Raw genomic sequence first — 25696 nt, forward strand, 5'->3', positions numbered from 1 at the left:
TGTACGGGGTCGAGCCCATGTTGAAAAAGCATCTGAACGACTATTTCAGGCTGGATGAGCATAACACTTCAGTCCGCACCGAGATCGTTGCCGGTATCACCACCTTCCTGACGATGGCCTACATCATTTTCGTCAACCCCAGCATTCTGGCGCAGGCGGGGATGGACAGCGGCGCCGTATTCGTCGCCACTTGTGTCGCTGCCGCCATCGGCTGTCTGATCATGGGGCTGTGGGCCAATTATCCCATCGCCTTGGCACCGGGCATGGGGCTCAATGCCTTCTTTACCTTCGGCGTCGTGTTGGGGATGGGCTATACCTGGGAAGCCGCTCTGGGGGCGGTATTCCTGTCGGGCATCATCTTTTTTATGCTCAGCATCTTCCGCATCCGTGAATGGATCATCAACTCGATTCCCATGTCACTTCGCCTCGGAATTGCAGCGGGTATCGGTCTGTTCCTGGCGCTCATTGCCTTGCAGAATGCGGGGATCGTCGTCGATCATTCCGCGACGCTGGTGACTATCGGCGACCTGTCCCAGCCCGCGGCGCTGTATACGCTGGCCGGGTTTTTCGTGATCTCGGCGCTGTCCTATCTGCGCGTGATCGGGGCGGTCATGATCGGCATCCTTGGGGTCACCTTCGTGGCCATCCTACTCGGTCACAGTGAGTTCGGCGGTATCGTTTCAACGCCTCCTTCCATTGCGCCGGTGTTTCTGGAACTGGATATTGCCGGGGCCTTGAACATCAGCATGATCAGCGTGGTCTTTGCGTTCCTGTTCGTCGATCTGTTCGACACCGCCGGTACCTTGATCGGCGTCGCCCAGCGCGGTGGTCTGCTCGACAAGGACGGCAAGCTGCCGCGGCTCAACAAGGCCTTGATGGCGGACAGCACGGCCACCATGAGTGGCGCGCTATTGGGTACGTCTTCGACCACCAGCTATATCGAGAGCGCCTCGGGCATTGCCGCCGGCGGGCGTACCGGTCTGACCGCAGTGATCGTCGCCCTCCTGTTTCTGGTCAGCCTGTTCTTCGCGCCGCTGGCGGGGTCGATCCCGGTCTATGCCACCGCCGGGGCACTGCTCTACGTGGCGGTGCTGATGTGCGGTAGCCTGGCTCATGCCAACTGGGAGGATGTCACCGATGCGGGTCCGGTGCTGATCGCCGCGCTGTCGATGCCCTTGACCTACTCCATCGCTAACGGCATCGCCCTGGGCTTTATCAGCTATGCTGGCATCAAGCTATTGTCCGGTCGCTATAAGGAACTCAATCCGGCGGTGATCGTGTTGGCTATCCTGTTTGCGCTTAAATTCCTGTTCATCGACTAAGGCTTCTCATGAGCATCTATGGCGACTACATCAAGTCCGTGATTCGCACCGTGCCGGATTGGCCACAAAAAGGGGTCAACTTCCGGGATATTACTCCGGTGCTGCAGAATCATTCGGCCTTCCGCAAGCTGATCGATAGTTTCGTGCATCGCTATCAGGATTCGAAGCTGGATGCCATCGCCGCGATCGATGCGCGAGGCTTCATCATCGGCGCGCCGGTGGCCTACGAGCTGGGGTGTAGCTTCGTGCCGGTGCGCAAGAAAGGCAAGCTGCCGTTCAGGACCATCAGCGAGACCTATACGCTGGAATATGGTGAATCCGCGGTGGAGCTTCATTCCGATGCGTTTCGTGCCAATGATCGCATTCTGGTAATGGATGACCTGATCGCCACCGGTGGCACCATGCTGGCCGCAGCCAAGTTGATCCAGCGCAGTGGCGGGCAGGTGGTGGAGACTGCCACCATCATCGATCTTCCCGAGCTGGGCGGCTCGCAGAAGATTCGAGAGGCCGGCCATGAGGTGTTTGCCGTGTGCTCCTTCCTCGAAGATGAGTGACCCGACCATGACTGCCAATCGCTATCAGCAACACTTTACCGTCTCCTGGGATCAGCTCCATCGTGATGTGCGTGCACTGTGCCATCAACTCGTCGAGCGGGATTTCAAGGGTATCGTGGCGATCACTCGCGGCGGGTTGATCCCAGCCGCACTGATTGCCCGCGAACTCAACGTGCGACTGATCGATACGGTCTGCATCAAGAGTTATGAGCATATGGACCAGGGCGGGCTCGAGGTCATGAAAGGGGTCGATCATGACGGTGATGGCTGGCTGCTGATCGATGATCTGGTGGATACCGGCAAGACCGCCCGGGCAGTACGCGATATGCTGCCCAAGGCGCACTTCGTCACCGTCTACGCCAAGCCGGAAGGGCGCCCGCTGGTCGATCAGTGCCTGACCGAGGTCGCTCAGGATTGCTGGATTCAGTTCCCTTGGGACATGGGCATCGCCTATGTGGAGCCGCTGGTGGATCAGGTGCGAGGACCTAGCACATGAACTACGATCTGCTGCGTGTCGGTCATACTTTGTTAAATTCGGACTCGTGCGCGAGCCCGGTGAAAATACTCATTTGCACCAGCAAACTCGCGTGCGAGCCCAGTCCGTTTTTTCGTCCGAATTTGCCTTGTCTGACTCTAACTCGCTAGATCGTGAGCAGGCTCCAAGGAGATGAGTGTGTCCGCCAATCCTTTACCCGAGAGCTGGAATCGTTATCTGGGCGATGAGTTCGATGCGCCTTACATGCAGGCCCTGCGTGCTTTCCTGGCACGAGAGAAAGACGCACACAAGGTCATCTATCCCCATTCATCGAACTGGTTTCGCGCGTTTGAACTCACACCCCTCGATCAGGTGCGGGTGGTGATCCTAGGGCAGGACCCCTATCACGGTCCCAATCAGGCACATGGATTGTGCTTCTCGGTACGCCCGAATATACCTACACCGCCATCGTTGCAAAATATCTACAAGGAGCTGGCCGAGGATGTCGGCATGACACCGGTCAATCATGGTTTTCTGGAAAGCTGGGCTCAGCAGGGGGTGCTGTTACTCAACAGTGTGCTCACCGTCGAGCAGGGCAATGCCGGGTCACACCGCAACCAGGGCTGGGAGCGTTTTACCGATCGTGCCATTCAGGTCGTCGATGAACACTGCGACCATGTGGTGTTTCTGCTGTGGGGCAGCTATGCCCAGAAAAAAGCCTCTTTCGTCGATCGGGACAAGCATCTGGTGCTGCATTCGCCGCATCCTTCGCCTCTCTCGGCACATCGGGGATTCTTCGGGCAACGGCATTTCTCCCAGGCCAACGCCTTTCTCGAAGCCAAAGGTAAGGGCGCCATCGATTGGCAGTTGTCAGCCCAAGCGCGGTAAAATTGCCGACAATTTTCAGCGCATTTTGAAGCGTTCTTTATTATCGCATTTATCATGAGGACACCGTGCAATGAGCGTTCATACCATCGATCATCCACTGGTCAAGCACAAGCTAGGCCTCATGCGCGCCGCGGATGTCAGTACCAAGGCCTTTCGTGAGCTGGCCGGCGAAGTCGCCAAGCTTCTGACCTATGAAGCCACTCAGGATCTAAAGCTCGAGTCCTCCACCGTGCTGGGCTGGGGCGGCGACGTGGCGGTTGAGCAACTCAAAGGCAAGAAAGTGACCATTGTGCCGATCCTGCGAGCGGGACTGGGCATGCTCGATGGCGTCACCGATCTGATTCCCAGTGCGCGAATAAGCGTGGTGGGGCTATACCGCAACGAGCAAACCCTGGAGCCGGTGGCGTACTTCGAGAAATTCGCCAACGACCTCGGCGAGCGCCTGGCGATCGTCATCGACCCGATGCTGGCCACCGGCGGTTCCATGGTGGCTACCCTGGACAAGCTCAAGGAACGCGGCTGCAAGTGGATGAAGGTCATCGTGCTTGTCGCCGCACCGGAGGGCATTCGCCGCGTGCAGGAGGCCCATCCAGAGGTGGAAATCTATACCGCGGCAGTGGACGAACGACTCGATGGGAATGGTTATATCGTGCCGGGATTAGGAGATGCGGGAGACAGGATTTTTGGCACTAGATAATGTTGTTTTGATGGCTGGACGCAAGTGATCACAAGCCTCTTTCGTTTCTAACGTCAGGGGCATTTTTTTGCCTGTGGACCGAGCAGGTAACGACTCAAGAACGATAACTCTGGAGATTCTCTGATGACCGATGCCGTAAGTTCGGCTCCTTCGACCGAGTCCTGGCCACGTACGCTGCTGGCCGGTTCGCAGATGCTGTTCGTCGCCTTCGGGGCACTGGTACTGGTGCCGCTGCTGACCGGGCTCGATCCCAGCGTGGCGCTATTCACCGCGGGTATCGGTACCCTCGTGTTTCATGGGGTGACCCGTAAGAGCGTGCCGGTATTCCTGGCCTCGTCCTTTGCCTTCATCGCCCCGATTCAGGGTTCGATTGCGAATTTTGGTATTCCCGCAACCTTAGGTGGTCTGTTTGCCGCAGGGCTGGTCTATACGGTGATTTCCCAGTTCGTGCGGCTCAAGGGCACCGGCTGGTTACATCGATTGCTGCCGCCGGTGGTGGTTGGGCCTGTGATCATGGTCATCGGACTGGCGCTGGCGCCGGTGGCGGTGGATATGGCCACCGGTGAAACCAGCGACAATATCGGCTACGGTCAGGCGATCTTTCTGTCCATGAGTAGCCTGCTGGCCACCTTGATACTGGCTGTCTTCGGGCGCGGCATGCTGAGATTGGTGCCGATCCTCGGCGGTATTCTGATCGGTTATCTGTTGGGCCTGATGATGGGGGTGGTCGACCTGTCGCCGGTGCAACAAGCAAGCTGGCTGGCGCTGCCGGATTTCGTTGCGCCGACTTTTCATCTATCGGCGATTCTGTTCATGATCCCGGTGGCGATCGCCCCGGCGGTCGAGCATATCGGTGACATGATCGCTATCGGTTCGGTAACCCGAGAGAATTATCTTGTCAAGCCGGGTCTGCATCGCACCCTGCTGGGCGACGGCTTGGCCACTTCTACCGCAGCGCTCTTCGGTGGACCGCCCAATACCACCTATTCCGAGGTGACGGGGGCGGTAACGCTGACCCGTAACTTCAATCCCAATATCATGGTAGTGGCCGCCGGCGTTGCGATCGTGTTGGCTTTTGTCGCCAAGCTTGGCATGTTGCTGCAGACCATTCCTGGGCCGGTGATGGGCGGCATCATGACGCTGCTGTTCGGCTCGATCGCCGTGGTGGGGATGAATACGCTCGTGCGTGCGGGCGCGCCGCTGACCGCGCCGCGTAATCTGGTGGTGGTATCGCTGATCCTGGTGTTCGGTATCGGTGGTATGCAGATCGGTGGCGGCCAGTTTGCCTTGCAGGGTGTCAGTCTTGCCGCGGTGGTAGGTATTCTGCTGAATCTAGTGCTGCCACCAGCCCGGGAGGATTATCACTGATCCATCCTCAGCCGTGATGCTGGGTATCACCGCCCTCAGCAAAGGAGGGCGGCGTATTGGCACTGACGATCACGCAGTCGCTGTCGCCGGTATTGCGAAAACGATGAGGCAGTCGGGAGTCGAAATAATAGGCATCGCCCTGGGTCAGCACCTGAGTGTCGCCATTGACCGAGATCTCGATGCTGCCCGCTACAATGACGCCGCCTTCCTCGCCTGCGTGTTCGAGCATGTCCTCGCCGGTATCGGCGCCGGGAGGGTAATGCTCGTAGAGAATCGACATGCTGCGATTGGGGCGTCGTGCCCCCACCAGACGCCAGGAGAGCATGCCGTCCCCGATCTCTGTCAACTCAGCCGCGCGATAGAAAACCTGGGCATTGGCGAGTTCTTCTCCGGCGAAGAATTCACTGATGGAAACGGGCAGGGCGTCGAGTATCTTCTTCAGCGAGCTGACCGAGGGGCTGACACTGTTCTGTTCGATCAGTGAAATGGTGCTATTGGTCACCCCGGCACGCTTGGCCAGTTCGCGCTGAGAAAGGTCACGGCTTTGACGCAATTGTTTGAGACGTGTGCCGACATTGAATCCGCTCATTGAGCATCCTTGTTGAACATCCTTGACGGTATGATACCTCTTCATCAAGGGCTCGATAAGCGCGGAAAATCGATCCCTTCATCCAGGAGGGCCGTATTCGCCTGGCTGAGCGGCATCGCTGAGACCCTCGAGCAGTTTGCGGGCGATGTCATCCTCGAAGGCGCCGGAGGGCGCGTGACAGGGTAGCCAGACATGAAAGGTGGCGCCTTGGCCCGGTATCGAGGTAACGCTGATATCGCCGCCGCCACGTCGAAGGATGCCGGCACAGATCGCCAGGCCAAGTCCGGAACCGGCCTCGCGAGTGGTGAAGAAGGGGTCGAAGATACGGGCTTTCAGATGCTCGGGAATGCCAGCGCCTTGATCGCTGACGGCGATACTTACGCCAGGCTCGGTATACTGATTGCTGTCCCGAGTCGTCAGTGCGATGCACTGGCCAGCATCGCCGGATTGCACGGCATTGAGGATCAGGTTGATCAATACCTGCTGCAGCTGGGCACTGTCGCACTCCACCTGGCGCCGTGCATTGAGCTCCAGCGTCAGCCGTTGGTCATGCTTGTCGAGGGTGTGGCGTACCAGCGTGTCGGTGCTGGTAACGATGTCGTTGACATCGTGACGCTGTAGCGGGGGGCGTGGATGGCCGGGACGAGAATGCCCCTGATGAGAATGCCTTTGATGAGAATAGTGCAATAGGTTATCGATCAAGGCGCGGATGCGCTCCACCTGGGCAATGATGATGTCGATCTCTTCCTTGACCGGCGCCGCCGCAGCGGGACCGAGCTGCTGTTCGATGAGCTCGACATGGCCGAGAATCACCGCGGCGGGGTTGTTGATTTCGTGAGCGATGCCGGCGGTCAACTCACCCAGCGCCGCCAGCTTTTCCTGGGTCAGCAGCCGAGTGCGTGCCTGCTTGAGCAAGGCGACGTGTTTCTCGAGGGCGCGAGTCTTGTCACGCAGAGAGTGGGTGCGCTCATCGACACGGCGTTCGAGCTCGGCAGCGGCACGGCGCAATTCATTCTGGTGTACCTCCAGGCGATCGAGCATGGCATCGAATTCCCGGGCCAGTTCTGCCAGTTCATCTTCGCTGCCAAGTTCGCCGATGCGCAGATGATTATCTTCCCGGACTCCGCGAATGACCTGATGCATACGTCGAATCGGTGCTGACAAACGCTCGACACCACGCAGGACGAGGGCAAGGGAAAGCAAGGTGACCAGTATCAGCGTGACGGCAATCTGCAACAGGGTCTCGCGATACAGTCGTGTAAAGGGCGCTTCGGGATAACCCGCATAGATCATGCCGATACGTTCGCCCTGTATGTTTCTCAAGGCTTCATAGGCGGCGACGTACCAGTCGCTGACCACGAAGGCACGATCGATGAAGCGTTCGCCCTGCTCGAGTACCTGATGAGCCACCTGGCGCGACACCCGAGTGCCGATGGCGCGTTCACCATTGGTCAGGCGGACGTTTGTGGCGATTCTGACATCGCTCAGAAACAAGGTGACCGTGCCCTCGCTGTTTTCCGGCAGTGTGCCGGGGCCATAAAGCAGATCGCGAATATCGTCGACGAGCGCTGCATCCCGGTTGAGCAGGCGTCCCCCATCGAGCACCAGACGCAAGCGCCCTCGACGGTCCTTGAGCGGGTAGAGGATACGCAGGACCAGTCCTCGGCGTTCGACCTGGCGTGCAGTGGGCCGTGCCCGCGGTGTGTCCTGCAAGGCCAGCCGCGCGAGATCGGAAAGTAATGGGTCAATGGCATCCAGTCGCCCCGGTGCCAGTGCCTCCAGCCCAGCGACCGTTTCGTCCTGGCGCAAGCGTTGTGCCACCCCGATCCCTAGCTGAGCCGTCAAGTCGCCAGGGGGCAGCGGGCGCAGCCAGTCGAGTTCGTTGGCGATCCGGGTTTCTTCGAGTACGGCATCAAGGGGTTGTATCCCATTGCCTTCCAGCGCGGTGGTCAAGGCATAACTGTCGGCCAGTTCCTCCAGTCGCGCTTGCTGCTGTTCGATCAGGCCCTCGAGCAAGCGACTGGCCACGGCCAGATCGGCTCTCACCTTCATGTAGAGCTGTCGATCGCTATAGGCATTGGTCCAGTAGTAGGTCAGACCGACCAGGGCCAGGCTGAACAGCAACAGGGGAACGCTGGCCATCCATAGCAGACGACGCCGAATCGAGACGTCCAACCAGCGTCGCAATCTCTTCACATTGCACTCTTCACATCGAATCCTGCCAGGCAGCGAGTTTGCGATCGAGGGTCTTGCGTGACACGCCCAGGCTGCGGGCAGCCCGCGATTTGTTGCCATCGTTGGCGTGGAGTACCGTCAATAGATGGTGCCGTTCCAGCGTTTCGAGGGACCAGTCGAGAGGCACATTGATGGCATCGCTTTCGTGCTGTTCACTCGCACCCTCTTCGAGAAGCTCTCTGGGTAATTTGCCCAGCAGGATGCAGCGCTCGACGAAATTCTTGAGTTCGCGGATGTTGCCGGGCCAGGAGTGACGCGTCATGCGCTCGAGATCGTCATGTTGCCAGGGCAGCGCCGGCAAGCCCAACTCATGGGATAGATGCTGGGAAAAATGATGCGTGAGCAACGCGATGTCGTCGGTACGCTCGCGCAGGGACGGCAGCCTGATCGTCAATACATTGAGCCGGTAGTAAAGGTCTTCGCGAAAGCGCCCCGCGGCAACTTCCTGTTCCATGTCCCGGTGAGTGGCGGTCACGATGCGTACGTCCACTGGCTGTTCCTGCTCGCCGCCCACCGGGCGAATCCGTTTTGTTTCGATGACCCGCAGCAGCTTTGCCTGCATGGCGAGCGGCATCTCAGCGATTTCGTCGAGAAAGAGGGTGCCGCCATCGGCGTAGGTGAACAGGCCTTCGCGGGTCTTGACCGCCCCGGTGAAAGCACCTTTGACATGACCGAACAGCTCCGACTCGAGCAATTCACCGGCCACGGCGCCACAGTTAAGGGGGACGAAGGCCCCCAAGCGACGGGAGAGGCGATGCAGGTCACGGGCGGCCAGCTCCTTACCGGTACCCGACTCCCCAGTGATCATGACGGCGGACGGGGTGGGCGCCACGCGCTCGATGATGGCCTGAACCTCGCGAATGGCCGTGCTGTTGCCCAGCATACTGTCCTGGGCCGGATGTAGCTGCGCCGCTTCACGGCGCAAAACAAAATTTTCCCGAGCCAGGCGGCGGCGCTCCAGACAGCGATCCACGGCATTGAGCAGCTGCTCGAGGCGAAATGGCTTCATGATGAAATCGCTCGCACCGACTCGCAGCGCATGGATGGCCATTTCGAGATCCGCATAGGCGGTCATGAAGATGATATCGCTGCGCCGATCCGCTCCCAACGCCTCGTGCCACTCGATACCGCTGCGATCGGGTAGACGTACATCCACCAGCAAGAGGTCAAAATGTAGCCGCTGACGCAGCGCCTCGGCGTCCGCCAGGGTGCCGGCGGTTTCGAGCATGGCGAAACGAGGCGCCAGCGCCTTGCTCAAATAACGGCACATGCCGGGCTCGTCATCGACGATCAGCACCGAGGCGGTAGGTAGTTCACTAGGCACGGTCATGCAGGCAACCCTCCATCGAGCGAGTCAGTTTGTCCCGATACGGGTCAATGTGGCGCACTTCGGGTGCGTCTATGATTTTTTTCATGGTAAAGAAGGCGATTTAAAACGGCAATCCGCCAAGGGTCGCGACAAGGATGCGAGAATGGGCATGTTGCTTGCTAGTGAAAGAAGATGGAACGGGCACGACAGCGAAATGTCCGCGACCATTCGATGGCGTCCTAGCGGCGATCGCCGCTAGGCAATGTCGTTTTACATTAGTGCTTCGACAACAGTACCAGTAAGGATCGAGAATCATGATGAGGTTATCCGTTCCCCTGCGCAAAGCCGCGATCGTCATAGGCGCTACTTTGCTCGCATCTCCGGTGCTGGCGGCAGAGGATGAGATCATCCGTCTGGCCACCACCACCAGCACCTACAATTCCGGTCTGCTGGATGAGCTGCTGCCCCAGTTTCAGGCCGATCATCCCTATCGGGTCCAGGTCATTGCCGTAGGAACCGGCAAGGCACTGCGCATGGGCCAGGATGGCGACGCCGATCTGGTGATGATTCATGCGCCGGCGGCGGAAAAGGAGTTTGTCGAGGCCGGCTATGGCGTCGAGCCCCACGGCGTAATGTACAACGATTTTGTCATCGTCGGGCCCGAGAACGATCCCGCCGACATCGAGGGTCTCGAGAACGCAACGGAAGCCTTCCAGCGCATCGCCGACAGTGACGCGCTGTTCGTTTCTCGAGGAGACGATTCCGGTACCCACAAGAAAGAGCTTGCACTGTGGCAGTCGAGCGATATCGAGCCCGGCTTCGAAGGCTATCGTGCCGTGGGTCAGGGCATGGGCAAGGTGTTGCAAATGGCGAGCGAGCTTCAGGCCTATACGCTGACCGATCGTGGTACCTGGCTGGCGATGCAGGACAAGCTGGATTTGAGCCTGCTCATGCAGGGGGATGAGCGCTTGTTCAATCCCTATCAGGTGATTCTGGTCAATCCTGAGCGTTACGACGATCTCAATACCGATGGCGCGCGTGCATTGGCCGAGTGGCTGATCTCCGAGGAAGGGCAGCAGGCGATTGGTGCGTTCCGTCTCGAAGGCGAGGCGCTGTTTCATGCGAGCGCCGGTGAGAAGGTATCGCCGCAAAAGGCAGTGAGCGGGGGTGGCAGCCAATGATGACAAGGGCCGGCGATGTCTGAATTGCTGGAATCCACCCGGGCAGCCCTGATACTGCTGATTTCCTTCGATCCCGATCTGTGGGAGATCATAGGTGTCTCGTTTCGGGTATCGCTGGCCGCCATGCTGTTTGCCATTCCGCCGGCACTGCTGATCGCCTTGATGCTGGCGCGCCTTACGTTTCCGGGGCGCTGGCTGCTGATTTCCCTGGCCAATACCTTGATGGCGGTACCCACCGTGGTGGTGGGGCTGGTGCTGTTCATGCTGCTTTCGCGCAGCGGCCCGTTGGGAGAGTGGCGGCTATTGTTCACCCAGCCGGCGATGGTCATCGGTCAATGGTTATTGGCCATTCCTTTGCTGGTTGCCATGCTGCACAGTGCCTTGCAGGGGGTCGATCAACGTGCCTGGGAGACCGCACGCCTGCATGGCGCCGGGCGTGGGGCGGCCTTGTGGCGTTTGCTGGGCGAGGCGCGTTTCGGCGTCATGGCGGCGATCGTCGCCTCCTTCGGGCGGATCATCGCCGAAGTGGGTAGCGCCGTGATGGTAGGCGGCAATATCGAACATTTTACTCGCAACATCACCACGGCAATCGCCCTCGAGACCCTCAAGGGCGAATATGCTCAGGGCATCGCCCTGGGATTGGTATTGCTGGTGCTGGCGCTGATCCTGAACCTGTTGCTGGGAATGTTGCGCGGGCGCGGACAGCAGACCTTGAGTTCCTGAATATGCTAGACATCAATCAGCTTTCTCATGGCTTCGCGGCCAAGCCGCTATGGATGATCGATCGGCTGCAATGGTCGGGTCGAGATATGGTGCACCTGCTGGGCGACAATGGCAGTGGTAAGACCACGTTACTGAGAATACTGGCGGGCTTGGAGACGCCTCGCCAAGGCACCGTACACTGGCGGCTCGATCGGCAATGGCAGCTTCCTCCTTGTCCGGGACGAGTGATCTATCTGCATCAAACGCCCTACATGTTCGATACCAGCGTATCCGAGAACCTTCGTCTGGCGGCCCGCTGGCATGGTCTGGGGCGGCGTGATACTCAGGCGCACGTCCGGCGCATGCTCATCTGGTGCGGCCTCGAACGGCAAGGACACCAATCGGCACGATCATTATCCGGTGGTGAACGCTTGCGTCTGGCATTGGCTCGGGCCTGGTCGATGCAACCCGACGTACTTCTTTTAGATGAACCCACCGCCAATCTGGATGCCCAGGCCATTGCCGATGTGGATACCCTGGTGGCCGATCTGGCGCGGGCCGGTTGCGCCGTCATCATGAGCGCCCATCATTCAAGCGTTCTGACCGAGCGCTGTCAGCGCTTATGGCAACTCCGCGACGGCACTCTGCAGGAGAGTGCGCCGAACGCCTTTTTTGAAGCAGAACGCATCTTGCGCTGAGCGCATTCATATTGAATCAGTCCTGATCTTGATCATGCCATCCGCACCCCATGAGAGTTATGCTGGGCACTGGCCATTAATCACGGACTCCCATGACTCAAGATGACATTACCCTGCTGGTATTGGCCGGCGGCCAGGGACGCCGTATGGGCGGCGTGGACAAAGGTTGGATATGTTGGTGCGGCCAGCCCTTGATCGTGCATGTTCTGTCGCGTCTGGCAGGGCAGGCGGGCTCGGTGCTGATCAATGCCAATCGTACACTCGAGGCCTATGAGCGACTTGGCTATCCGGTGATTACCGATCTCGAAGACGACTTCAAGGGCCCCTTGATGGGGATTCTAAGTGGATTATCCGCTGCATCGACCCCCTGGGTGCTCGTCGTACCCTGTGATACACCGGCGCTACCGGAAGATCTGGTCGTGCGCATGATCGATAATATCGGCGGGTGTGATATCGCCGTGGCTCATGACGGCGAGCGCGCACATCCGGTCATCGCGCTGATACGTCGCGAGCTGGCCGAGGATCTCCGCGAGGCCCTGGCGGCCGGTGAGCGCAAGATCGATCGCTGGTATGAGCGTCATGTCTGGTGTCACGTGGATTTCAGCGATCAGGCACTGGCCTTTACCAATCTCAATACCCCTGAAGACAAGACGAACCTGGCCCAGCGACTCGAGCGTGATGGGTCAACGTGACACAGTAGGATGAGTCACCGGCAGTGACAAAATGATAAGCCGGTGATTTCAGGATTTTATTCGCTGTCATGGGCGCAATCTCGGTACGATGGTTGCCTTGAATATTGACAGCGTAACCTGGGTGAGAGCGTCACCGCACACCACAAATTCGCAGATTATAGAACATCATGACACTCGATCTTGCCAACGAAACACTGCCCTTGCTGGGTATCGCCGCCTGGAGCGGCACAGGGAAAACCACCCTGCTCGAAGCCTTGTTGCCGCGTCTGGCGGAACGAGGAGTCCGCGTCGCGGTCATCAAGCATGCCCACCACGGCTTCGATGTAGATCAGCCCGGAAAGGATAGCCATCGTCTGCGCGCCGCCGGCGCGGCACCCATGCTGGTCGCCTCGAAGGCACGTTTCGCGCTGATGATGGAAACGCCGGATCGCACCGAGGCGGATCTTGCCATGCTGATCGATCAGGTTAGGCCCTTGCATCCGGATCTGGTGCTCATCGAAGGTTTCAAGGCCTGGCCAGTGCCCAAGCTGGAACTCTTCCGTCCCGTTCTTGAAAAACCACTATTGGCCGACAGCGATGGCTGGGTGCAGGTTGTCGCCAGCGACGACGCGCTGACGCTGCCCGAGGGCGTCGAAATCCTGGATCTGAATGATCTCGATGCTCTGACCGACTATATCGCGGCCTGGCCGCAACAGTGGACCCAGCGACGCCAACCTCGCGGGACGGGAGGCCGGCAATGAGCCTGTCCTGTTTCGAGCTTGGTGAGCGCATGCTCAGCGTCGATGAAGCCCTCGATGCCTTACGTGAGTTGGCGCCCAACTCACTGGAAAGTGAGTCTGTATCGCTATCGGCGTCATTGGATCGGGTGCTGGCGGAGGATGCGATATCACCCATTGATGTGCCGCAAAATACCAATGCGGCCATGGATGGCATCGCCATGAGCTGGCCCGGTGATAACGGACAAACCCGGTTCGCGCTTCAGGGAGAGGTGCTTGCCGGCAGCCGCTTTGATGGCCGTCTTTCTCCTGGCCAGGCGGTGACCATCACGACCGGTGCGCCACTGCCCGAAGGGGCCGATACCGTCATCATGTCCGAGCAGCTGCTCTGGGCACAGGAAGAGTCACAAGAAGGCGTGGGGCGCTGGGTCGAGGTACAGCAGGCGGATCGGGTACGCCGGGGCCAGAACGTGCGTGAGGCGGGGGAGGACATCCCTCGCGGCACGAAAGCCTTGAGTGCAGGGACCCGGTTGAAACCCCAGCATCTGGGATTGCTGGCATCTCTCGGGATGATCGAGGCGCGGGTCGTGCGTCGCCCGCGGGTCGCCATCTTTTCCACCGGCGATGAAGTGACCGCACCGGGTGAAACGCTACCTGCGGCGGGAATCTTCGACTCCAATCGCTTTTCTCTGCACGGGCTACTGACGCGGCTGGGCTGCGAAGTGATCGATCTAGGGATTCTTGCCGACGATTTTACTTACATTCGGGGCGCCCTGGAGGAGGCGACGCAGAAAGCTGACATGGTCATCACCAGCGGCGGCGTATCCGTGGGGCAGGCGGACTTGACCCGAAAGGCGCTGGATGACACGGGCCGACTCGGCTTCTGGCGTATCGCCATTCGACCGGGAAGGCCGCTGGCCTTCGGCACCCTGGGGGAGCACGAGATTCCTTTCTTTGGGCTGCCGGGCAACCCGGTAGCCGTGATGGTGACCTTCCTGCAATTCGTGCAGCCCTTGCTACGCACGCTGTTGGGAGAACACCAATGGCAGCCGCGTCGTCTGACGGCCATTGCCGACGAGCCGCTGCAAAGTCGTCAGGGGCGCGTCGATTTTCTACGCGGCGTCTATGCCTGCGATGATCAAGGGCGCCTGCATGTGCGCACGACCGGACGCCAGGGCTCGGGTATCCTGTCATCGATGGTAGCGGCCAACTGTCTGATCGAAATCGAGGCGGCCCGCGCCGGTGTGGCACAAGGCGAAACCGTGACCTTACAACCCTTTGGGGAGCTGACATGAGCCTGACGCATCTCAATTCACGTGGCGAGGCGCACATGGTCGATGTCGCCGACAAGACAGAAACTCGTCGCGAAGCGGTAGCCAGTGGACGAATTCACATGCGCGCGGAGACCCTGGCGCTCCTCGCCGAGGGGGGGCTGCCCAAGGGCGATGTCCTGGCCACGGCACGTATTGCCGGTATACAGGCGGCCAAGCGGACCTCTGAATTGATCCCGCTGTGTCACGCCCTGGCGCTGTCCAAGGTCAGTATCGACTTCGTTCTCAATGAGGCGGAGGCGAGTGTCGATGTGAGTGCCGCCTGTCGTCTGACCGGCCGCACCGGGGTCGAGATGGAGGCGTTGACCGCTGTATCGGTAGCCTGTCTGACTTTGTACGACATGTGCAAGGCGGTGGACAAGGATATGCGTATCGATGCCATTCAACTGCTCTCCAAGACCGGCGGCAAGTCCGGAGATTATCAACGCCAGCCCGGTGCAGCCGGAGAGGCCAGTGCCTCTTCGACCGCGATTGACACTGTGACGTCGGAGCCGGAGCAGGCCGGCGGTATGACTCCCATCGTGACCGGCAAGTGTTTCGAGGGCAATGTCGGTGTCATGCTGGATACGGAGCAGTCCTGCATCCATGTCAAGTGTCTTGCGGAACTGCGGGAACGCCTCGGCGTCAGCGATATCAGTGTTGCCTATACGGCCCTTCCCTCGCCCACCATTGCAGGACTCAAAAGCGCCCTCGAGCAACAGGACGAGCGCTTTGCCCTGCTGCGCGAACAGCGTGTATTGTGTGCTGTCAATCAGGTGATGAGCGCTGAAGAGACCCTGTTGACCGAAGGGGATGAAGTGGCTTTTTTTCCACCGGTGACGGGGGGATGAGAATGATCAACGTACAGACGCAACCGTTCGATGTCGGTGAAGAGCACAAGGCCTTGCTCGAAGGACGTACCGACGTCGGGGCCGTGGTATGTTTTACCGGGCTGGTACGGGATTTCAATGAGAGTCCGGAAGTAAAGGCCTTGTCTCTCGAGCATTATCCGGGCATGACCGAACAGGCACTTGCCCGCATTGTGAGCGAGGCCGAGCAGCGCTGGTCGTTGCAGGACGTGCGTCTGATTCATCGTATCGGTCGTCTCGAACCTGGCGATCCGATCGTACTGGTGGCGGTCGCCAGTGCTCATCGCCGCAACGCCTTCGAGGCGTGTGATTTCATCATGGATTATCTCAAGACCCAGGCGCCCTTCTGGAAAAAGGAGCACACGGCGGGGGGGCACTACTGGGTATCAGAACGTGACTCCGACAAGCAGGATGCCAAGCGTTGGGAGGTATCATGACGCAATTGATCGACGATTTTCAGCGCGTGGTGAGCTATGTCCGGATTTCCGTCACCGACCGCTGCGATTTTCGCTGTGTTTATTGCATGAGCGAAGAGATGACCTTCTTGCCTCGGGCGCAGATTCTCACGTTAGAAGAATTGGCAACCGTCGCCCGGGCCTTCACTGAACTGGGGGTGGAAAAGATTCGCCTGACGGGGGGCGAGCCCCTGGTGCGTCGGGGAATCGATGAGCTGGTGTCTGAAATCGGCAAGCTCGACGGCCTCCGGGATTTCGCCATGACCACCAACGGGGCCGGCTTGGTCAAACATGCCCCTGCCTTGCGTCAGGGGGGATTGCAGCGCCTGAATATCAGTCTGGACTCGCTGGATCCTGCGCTCTTCAAGAAACTGACCCGTACCGGCGATTTGCACAAGGTGATCGATGGAATGCATGCGGCCCAAGATGCCGGCTTTGATCGCATCAAGCTGAATGCCGTCATTCTCAAGGGTCGGAACGACAATGAGGTGCTTGACCTGGTGGAATTTGCGCGACGTGAATCTGTCGATATCAGTTTCATCGAGGAGATGCCTTTAGGCGACGTATCGGATCACTCTCGGGGTGAAACCTACTGCTCCAGCGATGACGTTCAAGCCATCATTGAATCTCGCCATGTACTCTTGCCGACCACCGAAACCACCCTAGGGCCTTCACGTTATTTTCGCATGCCGGATAGTTCTTCTAGAGTCGGTTTCATCTCGCCGCATAGCCACAACTTCTGTTCGACCTGCAATCGTGTGCGAGTGACGGCGGAAGGGCGACTTCTGCTCTGTCTTGGCAATGAGCATTCTGTAGACTTACGCGAGACCCTGCGACGCTATCCCGGTGATATCGATGCGTTGAAAGCACGTATTGTCGATGCCATGGCTCTCAAACCGGAGCGTCACCATTTCACGACCGATGGCGATGTACAAGTCGTGCGATTCATGAACATGACCGGCGGGTAATAGCGATTATCGATTGCTTTTTCCGATTAACAGCGATCCATGATCGCTGTTTTTTTGGATGAATACTTCTTTTTTTGTTATTAGTCGTTGGCATGTCTTGTCAATCGGGTAAGTAAGCATATACTTTTATGATAATAAGCTTTGAGTGGCCAATAATCTCTCGCACGGAGGAGTCCGATGTCCACCGAATCTCTTGAACGAATCGCACGTAATAAAAATGTCGCTCGTGCCGCTGCTCGACAGCTGAGCATGGAGCAGCTACATAAATTGGCAGAAGTCATCAGCGAAGTGATCGAGCAGAAACAGCAGGAAGATATTTATCGGCGTGAAGAACAAGAGCAAAAGGCTCGCAAGCTCGCCGAGATTCGTGAAGCCATTAATGATGCGGGCCTTTCCGTCGATGACTTGGTCGGCGAGCAACCTCGCCGCCGTCGAGGACGCCCGCCCAAGAATGCCAAGACATAACCACCTTCGCGGAAAACGTTTCTTGGCTACCATGCTCGATTCGTTATAAGAATATAAGAAGCGGTTTATAACCACTCCGCTTCTTTTTTAGTATGCGCAGTTCAAGTAGGTAAGATTCGAGGCTGTCTTTCACATATGCGTTTATAAAGATTGTTCGGCATTTGTCGTGAAATTTATCTCCGCAGGTGTCAGTTGCAGATGAACGGTGGGTAAATGACGCAGGTGGTCGGCGAGCCATTGCATCATTAGGGGTTGCAAGCGTTCTCGAAGTTGAACAAGGGTGGTCGCCGCTGCTTGCTCGAGCGTGGTGTCGATCCAATCGGCGAAACTGTCTTCATCGAGTGCCAATGGGACCGACGCATCGATCAGCAAGCGCCCGATACGCAGCCAGCCCGTCGACTCGGGAGCGACGGCGATCAGAATGAACAGCTCACCAAAACGCTCGCGGCGATCTCCCTTGGGCGCTTGCAGACCCGCCAACGCCTGTACTCGATCCTCCGTGATGATCCGCGGCGTCTGCGAATAGCGGGTTTCTACCGTCAATCCTTCATGATCGAAGCGTACGAGATCGCCATTGATCGGAATCAGCGGTGCGTTGATGTTTCTGGTTCTAGCCAGCGTCTGGTGGGCGCTTTGATGAGAATGCTCGCCATGCACCGGGAGTAGATAACGCGGCTTGAGCCATTCATAGAAAGTATGCAGTTCCTCCTGGGCGGGATGGCCGGAAGCGTGCAATTCGGGATGCAGGCGTTCCTCGAGAATAGCGACATTCAGACGCCGCAAGCCATTGTACAGTCGTTCGATGAGACGTTCGTTGCCGGGGATCGCCTTGGCAGAGAAGATGACCGTGTCTCCCTCCTGCAGTTCGAAATCCGGGTGGCGGCCCTGGGCAAGCCGGGATAGCGCTGCGCGCGGTTCGCCTTGACTGCCGGTCGCGATGACTACCACTTCCTGCGCGGGTAAATACCCGAGATCGCGTACCGGCACCAGAGGCGGGAAATCTTCCAGATAACCCAGTCCGCGGGCGATGCGTACCATGCGTTCCATGGAGCGCCCCATCAGGCTGACGCGTCGACCACAACGCGACGCGGCGCGTCCGATGGCAAGCACGCGAGCCAGATTGCTGGCGAAGCAGGAGACGATGACGCGACCCGTACAGTTCCCTAGCGTCTCTTCCAAGGCGCGAGCAACATCGCCTTCGCTGCGCGATCGGCCAGGCATCGGGGCGTTGGTGGAATCACCTACCAGCAGATCGATGGGTGCCAGAGAGCGAAAGAGTTCCTCATCGATTGCAGAGCCGATCAAGGGGTCAGGGTCGAGCTTCCAGTCCCCGCTGTGCAGCACTCGATGGTGAGGCGTCAAAAGCAACAGCGCACAGCTTTCGGGAATCGAGTGGGGCAGAGGAAGATAACGCAGAGCGAAAACGCCGATTTCCAGGGCGTCCCCCGGTTCGACGACTCGGATGGCGTCGGTGGCGAGACCGCGTTCGATGAATTTGGCGCGTAAGAGGCCCGCGGCTAGCGGTGTCGCATGAATAGGACAGCCCCAATGCGGCCACAGCCAGGCGGCTGCACCGATATGATCTTCATGACCGTGGGTAATGACCAGGGCCCGCGGGGTAATGCCCAGCGCCGGCAGCCCATCGATGTTGGGGACTTGCAGAGGGGAGTCGGGTAGATCCTGACGGATCATCATGCCGCAATCGACCGCTATCCAGTCGTCGCCGAAACCGTAGAGGCTCAGGTTCATACCGATCTCACCGCAGCCGCCCAAGGGCAGGAAATGTAAGGGGGGACGACGGCGAGGACGAAGCTGTACGCGGGAGTGAAGCATCATAGGCATTGGCGGCTAAAAAGATTTTTACTATACGTGATGCTAGGGCGACGTCACAATGAATGAACGCGGGTCGTTGGCTTCACTACACAGATTGACCCCGTATGATCTTTTTCTCGAGTTCGTATGAGTTCTCCATGTCGTTTGCTGCTGTTGTCCTCGCCCCCTGGATACTGATTCTAACCGCACTGCTTAGCATGAGCGTGCTGGTAAGAGCATTCTGGTTGTTTCCCTGGCAGCGGCTCGAGCAGGATCGTCCACTGCAGCATCGCCTGCTAGGCGCCACGGTCTTTGTCATGCTGATGTGGCAGCTACGTGCCCAAGCCATCGACTGGCTCACCCTGCATCTGATGTTTACGGTGTTTCTAACACTGGTATTCACCGCGCCGTTGGCGCTGTTGGCCAATGCGTTGATCAATCTGGCGATGGTCGTGATCGGCAAGATTGCCTGGCCCTTGTTGGGGGTCAACATACTGGTCACCGGGGTAATACCGGCCCTGATCAGTGTGGCGACCTGGCGCCTGGTGGACCGACGCATGCCGGACAATCTATTTGTGTTTCTTTTTGTCTGTGGTTTCTTCGGCTCGGCGCTGGCAACGCTGATCAGCGGGATCTGCACCATCGGGATCATATGGTTGGGCAGCAATGACCCGGAGGTGCTGCGCTTGATTGGCGAATATGCTCTATTCCTGCCATTGTTGTTGCCTTCAGAGGCATTCGTCACCGGTACGATACTCAGTTTGTTACTGGTCTATCACCCTCACTGGGTCCTGACCTTTGACAGTCATCGTTACATCGATACGAAGTAAGGGTTACTGCTGTTCATCGAACAGAGTCAACTGCCTTGCGCTGTCGGCAGGCACCAGGCGCACCCCTACACCAAGCAAGCGTACCGGACGGCTACCGCGCTTCCAGGCCTCATCGAGCAGGGCGAGGAAACGCTCGGTCGATGCTTGACGGCCCAGGCCTTCCAGCGTGGTCATGGAGAAATCGTTGAAGCGTACCTTGACGAACAGGCCCTTGATCGGCGGGTTCCCATGCCGTTCGAGACGCTGGCCGAGACGCTCGATCAGCGCCGGCAGTTCGGCTCGGCACTCGGTGAGCCCGGCCAGGTCGCGATGGAAGGTGTTTTCGGCACTCACGGATTTACGCTCGCGCTCGACCCTGACCGGGCGGTCATCCTGACCTCGAGCCAGTTCATACAGTCGGGTGCCGAACTTGCCGAAACGCTCGAGCAGGGTCTCCAGCGGCCAATCGCGTAGATGGCTGCAGGTGGTAATCCCCATGTTACGTAGCTTCGTCGCCGTGGCAGGGCCGACGCCGTGAAGCTTGCCCACGGGCAGGGCTGCGACGAATGATTCGGTGTCGTCGGGAGTAATGACGTGGAGCCCATCGGGCTTGTCCCAGTCACTGGCGATCTTGGCCAGGAACTTGCTGGGCGCCACACCAATGGACAGCGTGATCCCTGTGCGTCTCAAGGCCTCATCCTTGAGCCAGCGAGCCATCCAGGTGGCACTGCCCTTGAATCGGGTGACCGCGCTGACATCCAGGAAGGCTTCGTCCAGGGAAAGGGGTTCGACCAGCGGGGTCAGTTCGTAAAAAATCGCCTGAATGCGTTCGGAAACTGCGCGATATCGAGGGAAGTCCGCCGGCATCAGCGTCAGTTCGGGGCACAGCCGCATTGCCTGGGACGTAGGCATGGCGGAGTGAATGCCAAAGGCCCGGGCCGGGTAATTGCAGGTCGCAATGACGCCACGTCGATCGGCGCTACCGCCAATTGCCAGAGGAATCTCGCGCAGGCTCGGATTGTCGCGCATCTCCACGGCGGCATAGAAACAGTCGCAGTCGGCATGCAGGATCTTGCGCACGCGGGCCTCTAACGATTAGCCGAGGGCTTGGCCATTGCCACCACGAATCACGCCGACGCCTATTCCCTCGATTTCGAGATGCTCGCGGCGCAGATCGATCTCGATAGGTGAGAAGTCGGCATTCTCCGGCAGCAACCAGACCCGATGGCCGTCGCGCTGAATGCGCTTGACGGTAACATCGTCTTCCATGCGGGCCACGACGATCTGGCCGTCACGCACCCGGGTGGTCCGGTGTACCGCCAAAAGATCGCCTTCGAGAATGCCGATATCGCGCATGGAGAGCCCGCGCACACGCAAGAGATAGTCGGCATGGGGGGTGAAATAATCTGCGGGCAGAGGACAGTAACGATCGATATGGGCGGCGGCCAGCATCGGACTACCCGCGGCGACTTCGCCGATGACAGGCAAGCCTTGGCCGGTCTCGGCAGGATGATCGTCGTTTTCCGGTTGGGCGAGACGAATGCCTCGGGATGTGCCGGGAATCATGCGGATCACGCCTTTCTTGCTCAGCGCTCGTAGATGTTCCTCTGCGGCGTTGGGCGAACGAAAGCCCAGCGCTCGAGCAATTTCGGCACGGGTCGGGGGGTAGCCCTGTTCCTGCATGGTCTTGACGATGAAGTCATAGACATTCTGTTGACGGGGGGTGAGGGGACGGGTCATGGAATCTCCGCGATTACCACTGGTGGTTTGTGCAAGTATACAGCATGGGATTGTATCCAGTAATACAGGCGTTGGAAATCGATCGTTAGCGGTGTAATAGCGTCGGTGGTCGTGATTGAGTAGTCTGAGGAGATTATGACGATGTTTAAAACAGGCGTTTATCAGTCCAAGAGATCCTGCATGAACCAGACCGATACCGTAACGCGTATTCTCGATACCGCTGAAGTGCTGTTTGCCGAGCGCGGATTTGCCGAGACTTCACTGCGCACCATCACCAGCAAGGCCAAGGTCAATCTGGCGGCGGTGAACTACCATTTCGGTTCCAAGAAGGCCTTGATTCAGGCGGTATTCGCGCGCTATCTCGATCCCTTCACCGAGCGCTTTCACAAGACACTGGACAGGCTTGAAATCGAATATGGCGCTCAGCCCATTCCGCTTGAGGTATTGCTCGAGAGCATGGCGCGCACGGTGCTGGAGGTGCCGGCAGAGCGCAATAGTCTGAAGGTGTTCATTCGTCTGCTGGGGTTGGCCTATACCCAGGCCCAGGGGCATCTGCGGCGCTATATTCAGCAGCATTACGGTAGTGTCTTTACGCGCTTTACCGAACTCGTACGTCGCGCCACCCCCGAATTACCGGACGCCGAGCGCTTCTGGCGGTTGCATTTCATGCTGGGCACGGTGATCTTTACTCTGTCGGGACTCGATGCGCTGCGCGACATCGCTGCCAAGGATTACGGTGAGCAGGTCAGCGTGCGCGATCTGATCCACCGCTTGGGGCCCGTGGTGGTGGCCGGCATGAATGCGCCATTGCCCCAGGCTGTTCATCCGGCGCCGGTGTGATCGGCACGGATGAAGTAGATTCGTAGCGACCAAAGCGTCTGTTGTGATGTCGGTCTTTGTTCTAGAATCAGCCCCCTTCATGCAGAGGAACTCGATCATGACCCAACCACTCGGTCCGGTGATGCTGGATCTTGAAGGCGTCGCACTGTCCCGTGAAGAGCGCAAATTGCTGTCACGACCGGAAGTTGGGGGCGTCATCCTGTTTGCACGCAATATTGTCGATGCTGAACAGGTCATCAAGTTGTGCGCGTCCATTCGCAAGCTGCGTCCCGAGATATTGCTGGGCATCGATCAAGAAGGTGGTCGTGTGCAGCGCTTACGCAGGGGCGTGACGCGTATGCCCTCCATGGCTCGCCTGGGGCAATGTTATCCCGACGAGCCCCAGCATTGCCTGCAACTGTGCCAGGATGCCGGCTGGCTACTGGGTATGGAGATGTCGGCCTGTGGTCTGGATATCTCCTTCGCGCCAGTGCTCGATGTCGATACCGGTCGCTCCAGCGTGATCGGTGATCGTAGTTTCTCGAGTGATCCCCAGGCCGTGACCGCCATGGCCGGTGCCTTCATCGATGGTCTGCACGAGGCCGGAATGGCGGCTATCGGCAAGCATTTTCCCGGCCATGGCGGTGTCGCCGCAGACTCTCATCTTGAATTACCCATCGACGATCGACCCTTGCAGACGCTACGCGCGCATGATCTGGTGCCCTTTGCGGCGCTGGCCAATCGTCTGAATGGCGTGATGCCGGCCCATGTGGTCTATAGCGCCTTCGATGAACGTCCCGCGGGGTTCTCCCCGAACTGGTTGGGTATGCTGCGCGAAGAACTGGGCTTCAAGGGGGCGATCTTCTCCGATGATCTGTCCATGGCCGGTGCCCATGTTGCCGGTGGCCCCGGTGATCGTGCTATGGCGGCATTGAAGGCCGGCTGTGACATGGTATTGGTGTGCAATGATCGCGATGCCGCCCTGATGGTGGCGGATGCCTGTGTAGGCTATGAGTCGAAGCGCCAGGCCCGCCTACGCTATGCGCGTGCACGCCCCGGACTCGAGACTCTGCCGGCCCTGAGCCGCTGGCGACGCGTACACGCGCGTCTCGAGGCGTTGACCGATGCCCCTTCGGATAGCACCACGGGGAGTTGAGCGTGCTGGAATTTCTAGATCCGGTCGAGCAGTGGTTCCAGGCGACGTTTGACCTACCTTCTTGGCTATTGGCGCCGGTGGCGATTCTTAGCCTGGCGCTAGTGGCGGACTTATTCCTGCGTCTGGTGATCTGGCGGCTGAGCAACGCGCTGGAAAAGACGCGCAATCGTTGGGACGACGTGGTACTGCTGGCCTTGCGGCGCCCACTTTGGGTCGGCGTCTGGGGCTGTGCCCTTATCGCCCTGGCGAGTCTGGGAGCGGCCCGCCTGGAGCTGAGTCGCGTCGTTGCTCACACGCCGACTGCCTTATGGGTGTTCGTTCTGTTGATGTTGGGGTGGACCGGTCTACGCTTGGTGCGCCAGATCAAGCGTCGCTTGATGGTACCGCCGCAGCGCAATTCCGCCAAACCCATGGATGCCTCGACCGCCTCGGCGGTGAGCAAGCTGCTGGGCGCCGTCATTCTGACCGTAGTGGCGCTGGCAATATTGGAAGCGCTGGGCATGTCGCTGTCCGGCCTGCTGGCCTTTGGCGGCCTGGGTGGCTTGGTCATCGGCTTTGCCCTGCGCGACATTCTGGCCAACTTCTTCGGTGGCCTGGCCATTCATCTGGACAATCCCTTCAAGGTGGGTGATTGGATCAGCTCGCCGGATCGCGAGATCGAAGGAACCGTCGAGGATATCGGCTGGCGCCTGACGCGAATCCGCACCTTTGACCTGCGCCCGCTGTATATTCCCAACATGCTCTTCAGTTCGATTGCGATCGTCAATCCGTCGCGGATGCTCAATCGCCGTATCTACGAGACCATCGGCCTACGCTATGAAGACGTCGATCAGGTCGAGGGCATCGTTTCGAGCATTCGCAGCCTGCTTGAAGAGCACGAGTCGATCGACCAGGACAACTTCATGTTGGTCAACTTCGAGTCCTTTGGTGCCTATTCTCTTGATATCGTGATCTACGCCTATACCCGCACCACGGATTGGGCGGAGCACCTGGATATCAAGCAGGATATCTTGCTGCGCATCGCCTCGATCGTCGATGAAGCGGGAGCGGATATTGCCATGCCGACTCGGACGCTACATCTGGCCGATCCGCTCACTCTGGAGCGCGGCGAGGCCGAGGGTCATGACAGCAATGAACGAGACGAAAAAGCGTCGTCTCGCGCGATGCCGGGCAAGCGCAGTACCTCTTCTGCTGCTTCATCCCATTCTTCATCATCCCAGCGTGCCTCTTCCCCAGCGCGAGGAGAGGCGGACGATTCTTCTGCAAACGCCAGCAACCAGGATGCCGATGCCTAAACTCGATACCCACTATCACGAATCCTTGGCCACCATGCGCGATCTCATGGAGAACGCCGACTGCCTGATCACTCAGGAGCAGGTCGAGCGTGCCCTGGATCGCATGGCGGAGGAGATCACCCATCATCTCGGAGACAAGCTGCCGGTCTTCTACTGCGTCATGAATGGCGGCTTGATCACCACGGGGCACTTGCTGACCCGACTGGGCTTTCCACTGGAAGTCGATTATCTGCATGCGACCCGCTATCGCGGCGGCACCCGGGGCGGCGAGCTGTTCTGGCGGGTCTCGCCGGAGATTCCCATGGCGGGGCGCCATGTGGTGATCGTCGACGACATTCTCGATGAGGGCACGACCCTGGCGGCCATTCTGGCCTATTGCCGCGAGGCTCAGGCGGCAAGCATTTCCACCGCCGTGCTGGTCGACAAGCGCCACGAACGCAAGGCGGTACCGGGGCTGACGGCGGATTATTGCAGTCTCGAAGTCGAAGACCGCTATGTGTTCGGCTTCGGCATGGATTACAAGGGATATTGGCGCAATGCCCCAGGGATCTTTGCCCCCAAGGGCATGTAGG

General features: G+C 58.9%; 27 protein-coding genes. 21 read left to right on the top strand and 6 right to left on the bottom strand.

Annotation, left to right across the window (positions count from 1 at the left end):
- Nucleotides 1–17: 17 nt before the first annotated feature.
- From ACPF7Z_RS06605 to ACPF7Z_RS06630, 6 genes are all read left to right on the top strand, one after another.
- Complete coding sequence (locus ACPF7Z_RS06605) at nt 18–1322, top strand: NCS2 family permease (RefSeq protein WP_425192428.1); 1305 nt, start codon at nt 18–20, stop codon at nt 1320–1322.
- 8 nt (nt 1323–1330) lie between these two features.
- The gene (locus ACPF7Z_RS06610) at nt 1331–1876 is read left to right on the top strand and encodes an adenine phosphoribosyltransferase (protein ID WP_425192430.1); all 546 of its coding nucleotides are present in this window, start codon (nt 1331–1333) and stop codon (nt 1874–1876) included.
- 7 nt (nt 1877–1883) lie between these two features.
- Nucleotides 1884–2372, top strand: coding sequence for a xanthine phosphoribosyltransferase (gene gpt, locus ACPF7Z_RS06615; protein WP_425192432.1), 489 nt, complete (start codon nt 1884–1886; stop codon nt 2370–2372).
- A 177-nt stretch (nt 2373–2549) separates the two neighbouring features.
- Nucleotides 2550–3239, top strand: coding sequence for a uracil-DNA glycosylase (ung, locus tag ACPF7Z_RS06620; RefSeq protein ID WP_425192434.1), 690 nt, complete (start codon nt 2550–2552; stop codon nt 3237–3239).
- 70 nt (nt 3240–3309) lie between these two features.
- Nucleotides 3310–3936, top strand: coding sequence for a uracil phosphoribosyltransferase (upp, locus tag ACPF7Z_RS06625; protein ID WP_425192436.1), 627 nt, complete (start codon nt 3310–3312; stop codon nt 3934–3936).
- A gap of 123 nt (nt 3937–4059) precedes the next feature.
- Entirely contained in the window at nt 4060–5304 is a 1245-nt protein-coding gene (locus ACPF7Z_RS06630) for a uracil-xanthine permease family protein (RefSeq protein WP_425192438.1), read from the top strand.
- Nucleotides 5305–5311: 7 nt separating this feature from the next.
- Here the strand turns inward: ACPF7Z_RS06630 and ACPF7Z_RS06635 are convergent, their stop codons facing one another.
- The 3 genes from ACPF7Z_RS06635 to ACPF7Z_RS06645 form a co-directional block, all read right to left on the bottom strand.
- Nucleotides 5312–5893, bottom strand: a complete 582-nt coding sequence (locus tag ACPF7Z_RS06635) for a cupin domain-containing protein (protein ID WP_425192440.1) — start codon at nt 5891–5893, stop codon at nt 5312–5314.
- Nucleotides 5894–5971: 78 nt separating this feature from the next.
- Nucleotides 5972–8089 (bottom strand): sensor histidine kinase, encoded by a 2118-nt coding sequence (locus ACPF7Z_RS06640; protein ID WP_425192442.1) that lies wholly within the window; start codon nt 8087–8089, stop codon nt 5972–5974.
- A gap of 10 nt (nt 8090–8099) precedes the next feature.
- A complete protein-coding gene (locus tag ACPF7Z_RS06645) occupies nt 8100–9458 on the bottom strand; it encodes a sigma-54-dependent transcriptional regulator (RefSeq protein WP_425192444.1) in 1359 nt (452 codons plus the stop codon).
- A 293-nt stretch (nt 9459–9751) separates the two neighbouring features.
- Between ACPF7Z_RS06645 and ACPF7Z_RS06650 the strand changes: the two genes are divergently transcribed.
- The 10 genes from ACPF7Z_RS06650 (at nt 9752) to ACPF7Z_RS06695 (ending at nt 17493) form a co-directional block, all read left to right on the top strand.
- Nucleotides 9752–10618: a substrate-binding domain-containing protein gene (locus ACPF7Z_RS06650; RefSeq protein WP_425192446.1), complete on the top strand. Its 867-nt coding sequence runs from the start codon at nt 9752–9754 to the stop codon at nt 10616–10618.
- A gap of 15 nt (nt 10619–10633) precedes the next feature.
- Nucleotides 10634–11341 (top strand): ABC transporter permease, encoded by a 708-nt coding sequence (locus ACPF7Z_RS06655; protein ID WP_425192448.1) that lies wholly within the window; start codon nt 10634–10636, stop codon nt 11339–11341.
- A 2-nt stretch (nt 11342–11343) separates the two neighbouring features.
- Entirely contained in the window at nt 11344–12018 is a 675-nt protein-coding gene (locus ACPF7Z_RS06660) for an ABC transporter ATP-binding protein (RefSeq protein WP_425192450.1), read from the top strand.
- A 92-nt stretch (nt 12019–12110) separates the two neighbouring features.
- A complete protein-coding gene (gene mobA / locus ACPF7Z_RS06665; RefSeq protein WP_425192451.1) occupies nt 12111–12710 on the top strand; it encodes a molybdenum cofactor guanylyltransferase MobA in 600 nt (199 codons plus the stop codon).
- A gap of 167 nt (nt 12711–12877) precedes the next feature.
- On the top strand, nt 12878–13450 hold the full coding sequence (mobB, locus tag ACPF7Z_RS06670; RefSeq protein ID WP_425192453.1) for a molybdopterin-guanine dinucleotide biosynthesis protein B: 573 nt from the start codon (nt 12878–12880) through the stop codon (nt 13448–13450).
- Complete coding sequence (gene glp / locus ACPF7Z_RS06675) at nt 13447–14721, top strand: gephyrin-like molybdotransferase Glp (RefSeq protein ID WP_425192455.1); 1275 nt, start codon at nt 13447–13449, stop codon at nt 14719–14721. Before mobB ends, glp begins: the two co-directional genes overlap by 4 nt.
- A complete protein-coding gene (moaC, locus tag ACPF7Z_RS06680) occupies nt 14718–15587 on the top strand; it encodes a cyclic pyranopterin monophosphate synthase MoaC (RefSeq protein ID WP_425192456.1) in 870 nt (289 codons plus the stop codon). The genes glp and moaC overlap by 4 nt, the downstream gene beginning before the upstream one ends.
- Nucleotides 15588–15589: 2 nt before the next feature.
- Nucleotides 15590–16042 (top strand): molybdopterin synthase catalytic subunit MoaE, encoded by a 453-nt coding sequence (gene moaE / locus ACPF7Z_RS06685; protein ID WP_425192457.1) that lies wholly within the window; start codon nt 15590–15592, stop codon nt 16040–16042.
- A complete protein-coding gene (moaA, locus tag ACPF7Z_RS06690) occupies nt 16036–17028 on the top strand; it encodes a GTP 3',8-cyclase MoaA (protein ID WP_425192487.1) in 993 nt (330 codons plus the stop codon). The genes moaE and moaA overlap by 7 nt, the downstream gene beginning before the upstream one ends.
- 177 nt (nt 17029–17205) lie before the next feature.
- The gene (locus ACPF7Z_RS06695; protein ID WP_425192458.1) at nt 17206–17493 is read left to right on the top strand and encodes a hypothetical protein; all 288 of its coding nucleotides are present in this window, start codon (nt 17206–17208) and stop codon (nt 17491–17493) included.
- 141 nt (nt 17494–17634) lie between these two features.
- Here ACPF7Z_RS06695 and ACPF7Z_RS06700 read toward each other — a convergent pair whose 3' ends face one another.
- Nucleotides 17635–19242: a ribonuclease J gene (locus ACPF7Z_RS06700; protein ID WP_425192459.1), complete on the bottom strand. Its 1608-nt coding sequence runs from the start codon at nt 19240–19242 to the stop codon at nt 17635–17637.
- 221 nt (nt 19243–19463) lie between these two features.
- On the opposite strand from ACPF7Z_RS06700, the gene ACPF7Z_RS06705 reads away from it, so the two are divergent.
- The gene (locus ACPF7Z_RS06705; RefSeq protein WP_425192460.1) at nt 19464–20135 is read left to right on the top strand and encodes an energy-coupling factor ABC transporter permease; all 672 of its coding nucleotides are present in this window, start codon (nt 19464–19466) and stop codon (nt 20133–20135) included.
- Nucleotides 20136–20138: 3 nt separating this feature from the next.
- Here the strand turns inward: ACPF7Z_RS06705 and dinB are convergent, their stop codons facing one another.
- Both dinB and lexA read right to left on the bottom strand, forming a co-directional pair.
- Complete coding sequence (dinB, locus tag ACPF7Z_RS06710) at nt 20139–21194, bottom strand: DNA polymerase IV (RefSeq protein WP_425192461.1); 1056 nt, start codon at nt 21192–21194, stop codon at nt 20139–20141.
- 15 nt (nt 21195–21209) lie between these two features.
- The gene (lexA, locus tag ACPF7Z_RS06715) at nt 21210–21854 is read right to left on the bottom strand and encodes a transcriptional repressor LexA (protein ID WP_425192462.1); all 645 of its coding nucleotides are present in this window, start codon (nt 21852–21854) and stop codon (nt 21210–21212) included.
- Nucleotides 21855–22034: 180 nt separating this feature from the next.
- Between lexA and ACPF7Z_RS06720 the strand changes: the two genes are divergently transcribed.
- From ACPF7Z_RS06720 to ACPF7Z_RS06735, 4 genes are all read left to right on the top strand, one after another.
- The gene (locus ACPF7Z_RS06720) at nt 22035–22694 is read left to right on the top strand and encodes a TetR/AcrR family transcriptional regulator (protein WP_425192463.1); all 660 of its coding nucleotides are present in this window, start codon (nt 22035–22037) and stop codon (nt 22692–22694) included.
- Nucleotides 22695–22791: 97 nt separating this feature from the next.
- Nucleotides 22792–23829 (top strand): beta-N-acetylhexosaminidase, encoded by a 1038-nt coding sequence (gene nagZ, locus ACPF7Z_RS06725; protein WP_425192464.1) that lies wholly within the window; start codon nt 22792–22794, stop codon nt 23827–23829.
- 2 nt (nt 23830–23831) lie between these two features.
- Entirely contained in the window at nt 23832–25124 is a 1293-nt protein-coding gene (locus ACPF7Z_RS06730) for a mechanosensitive ion channel family protein (protein ID WP_425192465.1), read from the top strand.
- Nucleotides 25117–25695: a hypoxanthine-guanine phosphoribosyltransferase gene (locus ACPF7Z_RS06735; RefSeq protein WP_425192466.1), complete on the top strand. Its 579-nt coding sequence runs from the start codon at nt 25117–25119 to the stop codon at nt 25693–25695. The genes ACPF7Z_RS06730 and ACPF7Z_RS06735 overlap by 8 nt, the downstream gene beginning before the upstream one ends.
- Nucleotide 25696 lies beyond the last annotated feature (1 nt).

It is taken from the genome of Halomonas sp. GXIMD04776 (assembly GCF_049808615.1).
GTDB lineage: Bacteria > Pseudomonadota > Gammaproteobacteria > Pseudomonadales > Halomonadaceae > Modicisalibacter.